The sequence below is a fragment of the Leptolyngbya sp. 'hensonii' genome, assembly GCF_001939115.1.
Lineage (GTDB): Bacteria > Cyanobacteriota > Cyanobacteriia.
Map to the genome: position 1 here is coordinate 24,124 of NZ_MQTZ01000035.1, position 13,762 is coordinate 37,885.

General features: G+C 52.8%; 12 protein-coding genes and 1 pseudogene. 8 read left to right on the forward strand and 5 right to left on the reverse strand.

All coding sequences use genetic code 11. From position 1 onward, the window contains the following. Positions 1 to 47 precede the first annotated feature (47 nt). From BST81_RS11210 to BST81_RS11220, 3 genes are all read left to right on the forward strand, one after another. Complete coding sequence (locus BST81_RS11210; protein WP_216351307.1) at positions 48 to 1,454, forward strand: ammonium transporter; 1,407 nt, start codon at positions 48 to 50, stop codon at positions 1,452 to 1,454. Positions 1,455 to 1,659: 205 nt separating this feature from the next. After that, positions 1,660 to 2,538, forward strand: a complete 879-nt coding sequence (locus BST81_RS11215) for a ChaN family lipoprotein (RefSeq protein WP_075598615.1) — start codon at positions 1,660 to 1,662, stop codon at positions 2,536 to 2,538. A 70-nt stretch (positions 2,539 to 2,608) separates the two neighbouring features. Beyond that, entirely contained in the window at positions 2,609 to 3,580 is a 972-nt protein-coding gene (locus BST81_RS11220) for a PrsW family intramembrane metalloprotease (RefSeq protein WP_083636801.1), read from the forward strand. Here the strand turns inward: BST81_RS11220 and BST81_RS11225 are convergent. Beyond that, entirely contained in the window at positions 3,566 to 4,384 is an 819-nt protein-coding gene (locus tag BST81_RS11225) for an inositol monophosphatase family protein (protein ID WP_075598616.1), read from the reverse strand. The genes BST81_RS11220 and BST81_RS11225 overlap by 15 nt on opposite strands. 183 nt (positions 4,385 to 4,567) lie before the next feature. Beyond that, the gene (locus BST81_RS11230; protein ID WP_075598617.1) at positions 4,568 to 6,004 is read right to left on the reverse strand and encodes a BCD family MFS transporter; all 1,437 of its coding nucleotides are present in this window, start codon (positions 6,002 to 6,004) and stop codon (positions 4,568 to 4,570) included. Positions 6,005 to 6,123: 119 nt separating this feature from the next. Here BST81_RS11230 and miaE point away from each other — a divergent pair, with 119 nt between their 5' ends. Continuing rightward, the gene (miaE, locus tag BST81_RS11235; RefSeq protein ID WP_075598618.1) at positions 6,124 to 6,723 is read left to right on the forward strand and encodes a tRNA isopentenyl-2-thiomethyl-A-37 hydroxylase MiaE; all 600 of its coding nucleotides are present in this window, start codon (positions 6,124 to 6,126) and stop codon (positions 6,721 to 6,723) included. After that, a complete protein-coding gene (locus tag BST81_RS11240) occupies positions 6,723 to 7,214 on the forward strand; it encodes a GNAT family N-acetyltransferase (protein WP_075598619.1) in 492 nt (163 codons plus the stop codon). The genes miaE and BST81_RS11240 overlap by 1 nt, the downstream gene beginning before the upstream one ends. Here the strand turns inward: BST81_RS11240 and BST81_RS11245 are convergent. Beyond that, positions 7,198 to 7,410, reverse strand: a complete 213-nt coding sequence (locus BST81_RS11245) for a hypothetical protein (RefSeq protein ID WP_143780308.1) — start codon at positions 7,408 to 7,410, stop codon at positions 7,198 to 7,200. The two genes, BST81_RS11240 and BST81_RS11245, sit on opposite strands and share 17 nt — an antisense overlap. Positions 7,411 to 7,601: 191 nt before the next feature. On the opposite strand from BST81_RS11245, the gene BST81_RS11250 reads away from it, so the two are divergent. Next, positions 7,602 to 9,086, forward strand: coding sequence for a DEAD/DEAH box helicase family protein (locus BST81_RS11250; RefSeq protein WP_075598621.1), 1,485 nt, complete (start codon positions 7,602 to 7,604; stop codon positions 9,084 to 9,086). Between the two features lie 372 nt (positions 9,087 to 9,458). Here the strand turns inward: BST81_RS11250 and BST81_RS11255 are convergent, their stop codons facing one another. After that, on the reverse strand, positions 9,459 to 10,427 hold the full coding sequence (locus BST81_RS11255; RefSeq protein WP_075598622.1) for an integron integrase: 969 nt from the start codon (positions 10,425 to 10,427) through the stop codon (positions 9,459 to 9,461). 1,196 nt (positions 10,428 to 11,623) lie between these two features. Between BST81_RS11255 and BST81_RS11260 the strand changes: the two genes are divergently transcribed. Both BST81_RS11260 and BST81_RS11265 read left to right on the forward strand, forming a co-directional pair. Then, positions 11,624 to 12,808, forward strand: a complete 1,185-nt coding sequence (locus BST81_RS11260; RefSeq protein ID WP_075598623.1) for an AIPR family protein — start codon at positions 11,624 to 11,626, stop codon at positions 12,806 to 12,808. A gap of 212 nt (positions 12,809 to 13,020) precedes the next feature. Further along, complete coding sequence (locus tag BST81_RS11265) at positions 13,021 to 13,329, forward strand: trypco2 family protein (protein WP_075598624.1); 309 nt, start codon at positions 13,021 to 13,023, stop codon at positions 13,327 to 13,329. Between the two features lie 115 nt (positions 13,330 to 13,444). Here the strand turns inward: BST81_RS11265 and BST81_RS28800 are convergent. Further along, a pseudogene (locus BST81_RS28800) lies at positions 13,445 to 13,762 on the reverse strand (hypothetical protein); the annotation flags it as partial.

Below are 13,762 nucleotides of genomic sequence, written 5' to 3' on the forward strand. Positions count from 1 at the left end.
TATCAATGGTATGCCTTGTAGCACTATGGCTGCTCAGTGGACCTCTTATGGGTAATGCCTGGGCTCAGGAGCCCCCTCCTGATCCGGTGGCTACTGCAACAGCGGCAGCTGCTACGGCTCAGGTCTCCGCTGATACAGCTTTCATGTTGCTATGTGCTGCACTGGTGCTACTGATGACACCAGGATTGGCTTTCTTCTATGGCGGATTTGTGCGATCGCGCAACGTCCTCAACACGATGATGATGAGTTTTATCCTCATGGCCCTGGTAGGAGTGTCCTGGGTTCTCTGGGGCTATAGTCTGGCCTTTGCTCCCGGTTCTCCAGTGATTGGAGGGTTGCAATGGTTTGGCCTAACTGGCGTTGGTCTGGAGACAACTGATTATCTGAAGGGAACTCAGCCTGAGGCCGTTGTCTCCTACGCAGCCACAATCCCTCACCAGGCTTTCATGATTTACCAGGCAATGTTCGCCATCATCACACCTGCCCTGATGTCAGGGGCGATCGTGGAACGGATTAATTTCCGGGCCTACTTCCTGTTCGTGCTGCTCTGGGCTACCCTCATCTATGCTCCCGTTGCCCATATGGTTTGGGCTAAAGGGGGATTGATGGGGTTGTATGGCGGTTTTGGAGCCCTGGACTTTGCCGGTGGAACAGTCGTTCATATTAGTTCTGGTGTGTCAGCTCTGGTTGCTGCTCTGATCATTGGCCCACGCAAAACCTATCCCAATCAACCCTCTCCGCCTCACAACGTGCCCTACATTCTGCTGGGTGCTGGCCTCCTCTGGTTTGGCTGGTTTGGCTTTAATGCAGGCAGTGCTCTTGCTTCCGGTGGTTTGGCTACCGTAGCTTTTGTCGCTACGAACACAGCAGCAGCAGCAGCAGCCCTGACCTGGGTTCTGCTGGAGTGGGCTCTACTGGGCAAGCCTACGGCAGTGGGTATTGCCACAGGTGCCGTTGCGGGTCTAGTAGGAATTACTCCAGCGGCTGGTTTTGTCACCCCGCTGAGTGCAATTTTTGTAGGCTCTATCGTTGCAGTTTGTTGCTTCTTCGCTATTCGGATTAAGAACAAGTTGCAGATTGACGACTCCTTGGATACCTTCACGGTTCACGGTGTGGGGGGGACTTTTGGTGCGATTCTGACCGGTATTTTTGCAACCAAATTTGTCAACTCAGCCGGTGGCAACGGGTTGTTATTTGGAACAGATGGTAAGTTCTTCAGTGAAGGAGCTGATGCTAGCCAGGTGTTGAAGCAGCTGGCTGCTGTAGGGATTACCTATGTCCTGGCTGCTGTTGGAACATTCATCATTCTGAAGGCTCTGGAATTAACAGTTGGCCTGCGGGTCAAGCCTGATATTGAGCTACAGGGTGTGGATGTGTCTGAACATGGTGAAGCAGGGTACGGCGAGGAATTCGGGAGTTCCTCCCACGTGCCTACCCCCAGTGAGGTCACCTGAGGTTGAAAGTAGATTCTGGCGATTCTGTGTAACTTAGAGGTGTGGGCAAAGAACAGGGGTTCCTTGCCCATATTTTTTGCCTAGACTGTTGTTCAGGAGACGGGAGTCCGCATTCATGGGGAACAGGCCTGCATTCTTGACCTGACCCACTTAACGCAGTGAGTCCCTTACACTGTAAAAAGAGCTTCTTAGTCGCGGACAAGGTATGCGTAGATATGGAGTAGCTCCGCTCTGGAGTGGGTTATTGGGAATGGTCCTGTTGTGGACGGCTCCAGCCCTAGCTCAGCAAGTTTTCAGCCCCCCATTGCGGCAAGTAATGACGCTAGAGGAAGTTCTGCAGGATCTGGCTCAGGCAACGGTCATTTATCTGGGGGAAACCCACGATCGTCCTGCCGATCATGAGACTCAGCTCGATCTGATTCGCCAGTTGCACCGGAAGAATCCCAGGCTGGCGATCGGCCTGGAAATGTTTCAGCGGCCCTATCAACCCGTACTGGATCAGTATCTGGCTGGGAGGATCACAGAAGAGGAACTACGGCAGCAGAGTCAATACGATCAGCGCTGGGGCTATCCCTGGTCATACTACGCGCCTATCCTGCGCTATGCCAGGGAACACCGTCTACCCCTACTGGCCCTCAACAGTCCCAGCGAGATCACTCGTAAGGTGGCCCGCCAGGGGCTGGAATCCCTCACAGCAGCAGAACGGGCCATGATTCCCCCGATCGCTGAACTCCGCACCGATAACGTGGCCTATCGCCGGATGATGCGGCAGATCTATGAGGGCATCCACAAAGGACAGAGCGCCAGCGGGAACTTCGAGCGGTTTTTCCTGGCCCAGGTGTTGTGGGATGAAACCATGGCCGAGACAATCGCCCGCTTTCTCACGGCCCAACCTGATTACCAGGTCGTTGTCTTGGCTGGCCAGGGCCATGTTGTCCATGGCTATGGGATTCCCGATCGGGTGGCCCGCCGCATGCGCCGATCCACCTTTCAACAGCGCACCCTGATTCTGAATCCTCCGCCTGAGGAGAAAGCATTTAACGATCCAACGATCGCAGACTACTTGTGGGTTTCAGACGATTGAGCTAGGGTAATGGGAAGCTCTTGTAGCTACCGTCACCCTTACTATATCCGCAATCCATGGGTCTGGAATTATGCTGAAGTTCCTGATTACAGTAGTCGCGATCGCGCCGCCCACCTTTCTGTATGCCTGGATTGTGCGTCAGGTCGATCGGTTCGAAAAAGAACCGGTGGGCTATCTGATTGCCGCTTTTGCCTGGGGGGCACTGCCAGCCATTATTCTGGCTCTAATCTTACAAATCGCTCTACAGGTTCCCACCAGCATTCTGTTGGGGGAAAGTCTGAGTGCAGAGTTTGTTTCCACAGCCGTTAATGCGCCCGTCACCGAGGAAATCCTGAAGGGATTGGCTGTGGCCATCATCTACCTGACTCGGCGACGGGAGTTTGATGGCTGGGTGGATGGGATCGTCTATGGCGCAACAGCCGGTTTTGGCTTTGCCTACGTGGAGAATATTTTCTACCTGATGGGAACAGACTCCACCGAAGGCTGGGTGGGCTTATTCTTCCTGCGCGTGTTGATTCTGGGCTTTATGCATGGGTTCTGGACAGCCCTGACCGGGATCGGCTTTGGGGTGGCCCGCCACATGCGGAATCCCTTCGGCAAAGTCGTCGTGATCGCGATCGGCCTGATTTCAGCCATCACAGCCCACCTGATCCACAATGGTTCTCTGGTTCTGGCTGAGGCCAGCAGTGGCCTGACGGTGTTGCTGGCAATTTTGAACTATCTATTTTTAGGAATTTTGCTGCTGGTCCTGGGGATTGTGGCAGCAGCAAACGATCGCAAACTAATGCGGAAATACCTGGAGGATGAAGTTCCTCATATCATTACTCCTGATGAATATGCGGGGCTCTGCAGTACCAGCTACCATGCCCAGAGCCGGTTTCGCATGGCTCCCAAGAAGAAGCGGGCCTTTATCCAGGCAGCAGCCGAATTAGCCCAGAAGAAGTTTCAACTGGCTCAGATGGGCGAAGAACATGGGAATTCAGCCGAAATTGTGAAAATGCGTGAGGTGTTGCGAAAATTGAGCACATCATCCCTGGCCTAAATGCTCGACTAAGGCTTTGAATTGGGGCACCAAATCGGGACGACTGACCACCAACGTGGGGTAAGGCCGATCACCATAATCCTCGCCCACCTCCAGCGGGAACAGAGACTGCGACTGAAGCGGCACCCAAACAGCTCCAGCAGCCTGCACGATCGCCCATACAGCAGCAATATCCCAGATCTTGGGAGTGGCCTCGACCCCTCCCAGGGCCGCACCGGCAGCGATCGTCAGCAGATTATAGGTGGCTACTCCCAGCATGCGAATCTTGCAGGGCACGGGTTGCTGCAGGACTGATGTGCTGCGGGCACAGAGGTTAAAGAAATGGTTGGGAGAGGGATCTTCGCTGCTGACGCGAATCGGATGGTGATTGCGGAATGCCCCTGCCGGAAGCGTCAGGCCAGAGTCTCCCGGCCAGTAGCCATAGAAAGACTGGCCCAAAGGCGGGAAATGGACATAGCCGAAAACGGGTGTGCCCCGGTAGAGCAACCCCAGGGAAATGCCCCAGAGCGGTAATCCCCGCGTGAAATTGGTGGTGCCATCCAGGGGATCGATAATCCAGCACCAATCATTTCTCGGAAAAACATGCTCCACTTCTTCGCTGAGGGCACCATGATCTGGAAAGGAAGCCGCGATCGCCCCCCGCAATTCCCGATCGGCCCACTGATCGGACTGCGTCACCAGACTGCCGTCTGCTTTCTCCGCTGCCTGCGCGGTGCCAAAGTCAGCCAGGAGACGGGCTCCGACTCGCTGGGTCGTAACCTCAGCAAAGGTGAGCACCTGGTTCCAGAAAGAATCTTGAATCATAAGGTTATGGAAAGATATCTTGAGTGACGATTTGACCCTGAATCATGGTGTGATATTGCGCAACACTCAACCATCAGATGGGATCATGGAGAATCACTGCAGATTGCCCAACACCTGATAGGACTGAACCAGAGGAGGTAACCATAAGCCAGAAGACGATCTTGGGTGATTCTACTGTAGAGCTTAATCCCGATCGGCAGCCAGAACATTTGCAATTGCCTCCCGCGAGGTAGTCTGAAACTCCTGCACATTCACTCGACTTAAGAGTGCGATCGCCAGCAGCATACAAAGACCCTGGAGCAGAAAGACTGTACCATAGGCCAGGACCAGGTTAGTGGTTAATTTCTTGCCCAGATCCAGGGTCGTGCCTCCGATCACTGCTGCCAGTCCCCGTGCTAGGGCCTGGGCTAATCCCCAGGCCCCGATGAAAGTGCCAGCCGTCTCCGCCGCCGTCAAGTCCAGCATCAGGGTGATGGCTCCAGTCGTGGCAATCCCTGAAGCCAATCCAAAGATCAACAGCACCAACTGGAGCATCTGGGGGTTTGCTGCAAATCCAGCGGCAATCACCAGGACCAGGGACAGCACCACGCCCTGACAGCCCAGCTTAGCGGTTTGCCGTTTGCCATACCGGGGAGCCAGGAAAAAGCCAGATCCAAGAATCCCAATCAGGGTTCCCGTGCCCCAGAATGCGTTCAAGGTTGCTGTGGCCCCAGCAGGCATCTTAAAGACTTCCCCCCCAAAGGGTTCCAGGATCGCATCCTGGAGAAACAAGCCGAGGGTCATGGCCACCAGGAAGGTAAAGAAAAAGCGCGTTTGCCGACTGGCTGTCAGAATCCCCCAGGCTCGTCCCAGGGTGATCTGCTGCTCAGATCCCTGCCCCTGAGTTCTGATTGTGAAGCGAGAGTATTGGCGTTCCACATTCCAGGTGGCAATCACTGCCAGACCAACCACAATCCAGGGAATCACCAGAAAGAGTCGATTGATACTACTTTGCAAGAGTTCCAGGGAGGGGTCATTGCCCAATTTCTTCAGCATGACGCCGATCGTAATCCCACCGATGATCGTGCCTCCAATCAGCATGGCCCAGTCCACCCCGACAATTCTGGAACGGTCCTCCTCATCCGTTACATCCACTAGCAGGGTGGCAAAAGGCGTAGAACAGGCACTGACCGCAATGCCATACAGACCAAACAGGAAAGCCAGTAGCGCCGTCCAGGCATAGGTGGTCGAACTCCAACCACTGCTCTGGAGATTAGCCCCCACCTGCCACATCACCTGAACCGCCACGAAGGCGATCGTGGCAAAACTGACTGCACCGCAGAGGACGTAACCCGTACGGTGCAGGCCAAACAGGGGGCGTGTGTCAGAGAGTTGGCCGAACCAGACCCGCAAGGGAGCAACGAACAGGGTAACGGCCAGGACCACGCTGGCGATCGTGGCCGGTACCCCTAACTCCTTAATCAACACCCGATTCAGCAGACCAAATAGCAGGACAGACATCATGCCCAGTCCCATTTGAAATAACCCCAGCCGCAACATGATGCCGAGGTTAATCCGGGGAGGTTGCCCGGGTGCTTCCGATCGGGGACGTTGAGAATCTGCAAGATTGTTGGGGGTCATAACTGTTTTGGAACGATGTTTGAAAAAGCCGATTGATCTGAACGTTTAGGGAGCAGGCAAGCCAGTAAAACAATCGTGCTCTTCTAGAATAGAGAAGTTGACTGAACCAGGACAAGCCCGTGACCGCAGTAACCCTACCCACGATCAAATTTTTGCAGCAGCCTACGCTGACAGCCTGGGTAGAACAGGCGATCGCACACCTGGATACCATTCTGCTGGATCATTCCCATTGTGAACGAAAAGCGGCAGGTGTAGCTCTCAATCTGATGTTTCGCTATCCCTCCAACACCAAACTGGTGCGGCTCCTGACGGCGATCGCTCGGGAAGAACTGGAACACTTTGAGCAGGTGAACCAGTGGCTGGAGCAGCGGGGGATTCCCCTCGGTCCCCTCTCGGCTCCTCCCTACGCCGCCGGGCTGAAAGCCGAAATCCGGCGGGCAGAACCCGATCGCCTGCTGGATTCCCTGCTGGTGGCTGGCCTGATCGAGGCTCGCAGCCACGAGCGCCTGGGCTTGCTGGCAGAACATTGCCCTGATCCGGAACTGGCCCGCTTCTACCGGGGGCTGATGGCATCGGAAGCCCGCCACTATGGGGTTTACTGGCTGCTGGCAACGGAGTATTGCGATCGGGAGGACGTGACCCAGCGACTGGCGCAACTGGCGGCAGTGGAAAGTCAATTGCTGGCGACGCTCTACCCCCAACCCCGGATTCATAGCTAATGAGAATCCAGTACCAAGATTTTCTCATTCGCACCTGGGAAGCAGGCGATCGTCAGGCGGCTGGGGAAGTCATTCGTTCGGTGCTGGCGGAGTATGGCCTGGACTGGGAGCCAACCGGGGCCGACCAAGATGCACTGGAGGTCGAAACGGCTTACCTGCAGCGGGGCGGCGAATTCTGGGTGGTGGAATGGCAGGGACAGATTGTCGGCACTGCCGCCTACTATCCCGTGAGTCGGGGGGAAGCAGCGGTGGAGATCCGCAAGATGTACCTGCTTCCGCTGGCGCGGGGCCAAGGGCTAGGACGCTTTCTATTACAGACCCTGGAGGGCACGATCGCAGCCCGCCACCTGCAGCAAATTTGGATTGAAACCGCTACCGTACTGCGAGAAGCAGTCCAACTCTATGAGAGCAGCGGCTACCAGCCTGCGACCGGGGTAGAAGTGGCTCGCTGCGATCGGGTCTATGTTAAGACCCTTAAGTCGGTAGATTAAACTCGGCAAATAGCTGATCAATGGGAGGTCGATCGGCCATAACTTGTTCCCTCTCCGCTTCCAACAAGTGAATCAGGACTTGATCTCCTTGGGTTCGCGCAACCTGCAGTCGTCGCTCAATATTTCGTTGAATATTTTCCAGGTGAACTGCTGTCGCTTGTTTCAGATCTTCAGAACTAACTTGGGGAACTGACATGGCATCATCTTCAGCATGGATGTATTCATCGCAACTATCAGGAATCCGCCCCTCTACCACCTCGTAAAGCGTAGAGGGTTCTCTGCTGGGATGATGTATCTGCCTGAACAGTTAGCCAGATTCATGCAGGAAACCCTGACCATCTCTATTGATACAATCGGGACAGAATTTTGTGGAAGTGCATTTGTTTTATGGCCCGGATCCCCACCCTGACCTTCGATCGGGGGACATTAATTTTGCATCCGCCCCCCCGTGGCAAAGCCTGGGTTGATTATGCCACCTGGGACGATCGGGTAGAACGCTTTCGGATTCCGGCGATCCAGTACCGGCCTCTGGTCTCCGTCCTGCAAACGGAAGGAACTGCCTTTGAGGATCGGGCCAGGGAATTTCAGAGCCTGGTCCTCGCCCCAGCCCTGGAGATGCAACCCTATCCCCATCAGGAGGAAGCTCTCACCGCCTGGACCCAGGCTGGACGGCAAGGGGTGGTGGTTCTGCCCACTGCTGCCGGGAAGACCTATTTGGCCCAACTGGCGATGCAGGCGACCCCCCGCAGTACGCTGATTGTCGTGCCCACCCTGGACTTGATGCACCAGTGGTATGCTCACCTAGTGGCGGCGTTTCCAGATATAGAGGTGGGCCTGCTGGGGGGAGGCTCCCGCGATCGCACGCCGATTCTGGTCGCCACCTATGACAGTGCGGCCATCCATGCAGAAACCCTGGGGAACCAGTATGCCCTGCTGGTCTTCGATGAGTGCCATCATCTTCCCAGTGACTTTAACCGGGTGATTGCCGAGTATGCGATCGCCCCCTATCGCCTGGGGTTGACCGCAACCCCCGATCGGGCAGATGGGCGGCACGTAGACCTGGATACGCTCGTGGGATCGATCGTCTACCAGCGCACGGCTGAAGATCTCTCTGGTCAGGCTCTGGCTGACCATGAGGTGGTACGGATTACTGTAAACCTGTCCCAGCAGGAACGGCAGCGTTATGACAAACTGATGAAGCTCCGCAATGGCTTTCTGCAACAGTCTCATATTCGGCTGGGATCTCTGGAGGGCTGGCAGCGATTTGTCCAAATGAGTGCCCGATCCCAGACTGGACGACGGGCCATGCTGGCTCACCAGGAAGCCCGCAGCATTGCCCTGGGAACCGAAGGCAAACTCCGGATTCTGGCAGACCTGCTGGCGACCCACTACCCGGAACAAACCCTAATCTTTACCAGCGACAATGCCACGGTCTACCGGATCTCCCGGGAATTTCTGATTCCAGCCATTACCCACCAGACACCAGTGAAAGAACGCCATGCCATTTTGCAACGCTTTCGGGAGGGCACCTACAGAACGGTGGTGACGGCCAATGTCCTGGATGAAGGGGTGGATGTGCCGGATGCCCGGATTGCCATCTTTCTGTCGGGGAGTGGCTCCAACCGCCAGTTTATTCAGCGCTTGGGCCGAGTACTGCGTCGGGGCACGCAGCAGAACAAGCAGGCGATTCTCTATGAAGTGGTGGCGGAAGACACAGTGGAAGAAGGAACCTCCCAACGGCGGCGACGGGCACCGGGCAGCGATCGACCTCAGCAGTTGGCGTTAGTCCCTAACGTGAGTTCTCAAGATTCGGCAACGGCAGTGCCCCGCGTGGCAGAATCTTCTCCAGCCTGGGATATCGGCGACTTTTGATTAGGATAACCTTGAGCGCTGCAACTGCTACATCCAGGCCACTATGGTTACAGCACATGACATTAAGATTGCAGCATAATCCATTGTTAATTGCAGGCTATGCAGAAGGAATGTTGAGCGATCGCATTCGAATGCATGCACCACCCATTCGAATGTTCCCTATGACTGAAGCGCTGTCCTTAGACCATATTCGAATGCATGAGCTGCAGATGTGAATGTTCCCTATGCTTGAAGCCTTGTCCATAGAGCATATTCAAATGCACCGCTTGCACATGTGAATGTTTCCTATACTTGAAGCCTTGTCCACAGAGCGGATTCAGATGGTTGGCTTTGCGATTGAATTGCAGGAGCAGCCCATGCGATCGCAACGAGTCATGCAGTTCCATCCAGAGGACTCCGGACTCCCCGATCGCCGCGATTCAGCCCATGGGTATAAATCATCGTTGTTTTTACATCCTTGTGTCCAAGCAGTTCTTGAATCGTGCGGATGTCGTAGCCGCTTTCTAACAAATGAGTGGCAAAACTGTGACGAAAGGTGTGACAGCCAATCCGCTTGGTGAGCTTCACAGTCTTTGCTGCTTGTTTAACCGCTTTTTGTACTCCACTTTCATGTAAATGATGTCGGCACATTAACCCGTTGCGAGGATCTTTGGTCATTGAACCAGATGGAAACACATACTGCCAAATCCATTCCCGGTTGGTGTTTGGATATTTACGCTCAAGCGCAAAGGGCAGATTCACAGATCCGAATCCTCGACTCAAGTCTCGTTGGTGCTGTTGTTGAACACCCACTAGATGATCTTTCAATTCTGCTGCGACACTTGAGGGCAGCATTGTCACACGGCTCTTGCTGCCTTTAGCGTCTCTGACAACAATTTGCTGTTGAGCAAAATCAACATCCTTAACTCGTAAGCGCAATCCTTCGATTAAGCGAAGACCACTCCCGTAAAGCAGCTTCACAACCAACTGATAAGTACCGTCACACTGTTGGATTACAGCGATCGCCTCCTGTTTTGTCAACACCGTGGGCACATACTGAGGTCGTTTTGCTCGAACRGCATCAATGCCSGATATTTCTAGATTGAGCACTTCGCGATAGAGAAACAGCAGGGCACTGAGAGCTTGATTCTGGGTCGAAGCGGCGACTTGCCCCTCGACGGCTAGATGGGTGAGAAAAGCTTCAATTTCAGCTTTACCCATCTCCCTGGGATGGCGCTTATTGTGAAACAGGATGTAACGGCGAATCCACTGCACGTAGGTTGCTTCAGTGCGGTAGGCGTAGTGCTTGAGCCGAATGGCATCCCGCAACTGATCCAGCAATTTCTTAGGAGGTGACTGCATAGAGATAAGTAGATGTACTGCGTATTCAATAGTCCATCTGCTCACCTCCGTAAGGAACCTGAAATTATGCGGAACGATTCTCGCGAATCAGCTTAAACGGCGTATTATGCTGAAATAATCTCCATAAGTAGTAAAAACGAGGTGTTATGCCGAATCATTCTGCCTATCCGCCCAATTTGGGATCTTATGCAGAAACAATCGGCATAAGTAGCAAATTTTGGGTGTTATGCCGAATCATTCTGCCTATACACCCCGAATTGGGATCTTAGGCGGAAAAATTCCGTCTACTAATAGTTCGACGCGCGACTCGAAGTCGTTCGGGGGAGTTGGAGAACGCCCAAAACGTTCTCCCTGTCAGTGTTCAGGCAGATGTCCGCCTCGGAATGTTCAATCAGTAATGRGAGGGCAGTATCAGCAGACGAGGTTAAGTGTCCAACAAACCTGAAGCCAAAACCAGGTGCGAGGGCTAGGGCAAGGTTGCTACGGATAATGCAAATGAATCCTTGATGAGGCTTCGTTAATTAAGGTGCTCGAAATGGCTGACACGAGCATGATGGGGCACATGGGAATCGGCAACGGCTAAATGTCGGTTGAGAACACCTCGCCCCCGGAGTAGAGAGGAGTCCTAAGGCAACCATATCTCCACCCCGTGCGGAACGAGGAAACTCCGATAGAGTCCTGAAAGTGCCTTCACTTTCAGGTAAGCCGAAGGTAACTGAGGTGGAAACCTCTAGCGGATATAGGATGTCCCAAGAAGCGAATGCTGCCAGCCGAAAGGCAACCGGAATCCATAACGGGGCAGATAGGGCAATACCCAACATGAAAGGGTGCAGACGTGGGACAGGTGATGGTCTTGACTGCAAGTGAGATGAAACTTAACTGATTGGGAAAAGTTAGGTGCAAGCTTCGGTTTGCAAACGTAACCGTCAGGACAATTCGCAAGGGTTGTTAAGAATCGGAGACACTGAATTTCAAGACATTGCTTGAGCCGTATACAGTGAAAGTTGTACGTACGGTTCTGAGGGGAGGGAGGGGGCTATATCTAAAACCCCTTCCTTTACCCGACCTCTAGTCGTCGGTTGGGACACAGCCATAAAGTTATCTGTGGGTTGCCATTCCAAAATTTTGTGTTAGCGTAGTGCATAGGTTCCGTTGAACCTAGTTAACTGTTCAGTTGAACAAAGGAAAAGTGAATTATGAAAGAGAAGCAAGTTCAATTCTTTGCCAAGTCTGCCTGTCGCGTTTTTCAGGACAGCGATGATAAGGGGCAGCTTTGGTCTTTGACATTAGCGGTCAAGGATTTACCACAAGGTTTTCCATATGGACCAAATGCTAGGAATGCTGATCTAGCCGCCAAGCCTGCGAAGGCTATGCTCGAAACTCTTAGATCACAACCTCAGCAGTTCATCTATTACAACAATGGCATCATGCTAGTTGTTGGCTCCCTGCAAGCGAGACGGGTTGAGGGAGGAGATTTTGAAGTCCGAATTAAATACACAGAGCCAAACGAAGAAACAGAAGACTTTTTGGGACACGGTGTTCTCAATGGAGGGCATACTTACAAAGTTTTGATGCATGCTCTCCACGGACAACATAAACGAGGGGAACACTACCCGGACATTCACCAAGCCCATGTTCAAGTAACAGTCGCAGTTGGTATTGACGAGGAGAGTGTTGCAAGTATCAGTCGTGCCAGAAACCTCTCTAAAGCAGTGCCGGATTATGCACTGAAAAATCTTGAAGGTGATTGGCAAAGGATAGAAAAGTATTTGCCTTCAGCTTACCGCAAGAATGTAATCTTCAAACCTAATGAGTTTGAGGAAAATCCAGATGAGTCTCCAAAATACACTGTTGTTGATCTTGTTCAACGGTTAGCCCTTCTCAACAATGAGTTATTCGATTTTAGAAAGGATAGTCATCCTGTGGCTGCTTACACAGGGAAGGGTTCTCTTGTTAGCAAGTGGAATGACAAAAACTACGAGCATGTGCTTCCTTTGTTGCCTGACATCCTTTGGTTAGAGGAGAAAGTGATGGAGACTCATGAAACTCTTAATGGCAATGGGAAGGGGAAGATTAGCATTACTAGAACCAGTGGATGTAGTAAAGAAAAATGCACCTTAATTACGGGTCGAACTTTCAATCTCACAGTTGCACCCCCATTTGTCATGCCAGTTATAGCGGCTTTCCGTCTCCTAATTAAAGATGGTCAGTGGATAAAACCTAAAGAGGAGTTGTGGGAGCAGTACGGAGTGATGCTAGTCGAAAGACTGTGGGATACATACAAAATAGAAGGACGCTCAAGCGCAGCTTCCTTTGGTCGTTCCAAGAGTACTTGGAATACCCTAACTAACACAATTGCTATGCAGTTTGTTCAAATCTAACTGCACTCATAGCAGAGGGCTAACAATTCTGGTGCAGCGGATTGACCGAAGCCGCTTTGTGTTGTTTCAAAGTCTCTGGCAACCGCTGACCAGGAACGTTATGCCGCCTGTGTTATTGGTGGGGCACGCATATAAGCACTGCCTGTTTGAGTTCAGCTTTGACCTTACTTGTATAAAATAGAGCCAGCGAAAAAGGTGACAAGGTGGTCTATATGAACGATGATGTGGGGCGAATTGGATTAGAAGAGACGATCGCGGCATTGCGGCAGGAATTGATAGCGTCCATCGTTGCCTCTCAAGGTGAGGGGCTGCGTTTTGAAGTCGGAGAGGTGACAGTGGAATTTCATGTCGAAGTAGAACGCAGCGCAGATGCGAAAGGCGGAATCAAGTTTTGGGTAGTTGAACTGGGTGGCAGTGGTGGAACGAAAGACAAGTCCATTCATAAAGTGACTATCCCCCTCAAACCTCTTAGACGGGACGGAAAACCTGTGTTGACAGGCAGTGACCAGGTGCCCATGTAGTGGTGAGTTAAACGCTTATGGTTAGGGAATTTGAACCGGGTCGAGCATTGGAGGTAATTCGACCGAAATACGGCTCTGCTTACCGGGTTGGGGGCAGACTGGTGTTAACTGCTGCTCATCTTTTATCTGAGGTTGATTCTAGTTGCCGTGTCAGGTCAAAACAGAGCTTTGGGGAAATAGAAGCCAGAGTTGTGTGGAAAGCCTCACAAGCAGATATTGCCTTAATCGAACTACCTGAGAGCATTGAACCTTGTGAAGCGATCGTATGTTTATCCTCAAACCAATCGAGCACTTGCGGATAGTAGGACTTGAGAGCAGCAGTAATGCGATTGGTCAGACGCACTTTCTCGCCGACTAACATACGCCGAGACTCTACCCACTGGCGCAATTCCCGATGTTTTGGACAACCTGCCACCCAAATGTCGAGCTTATC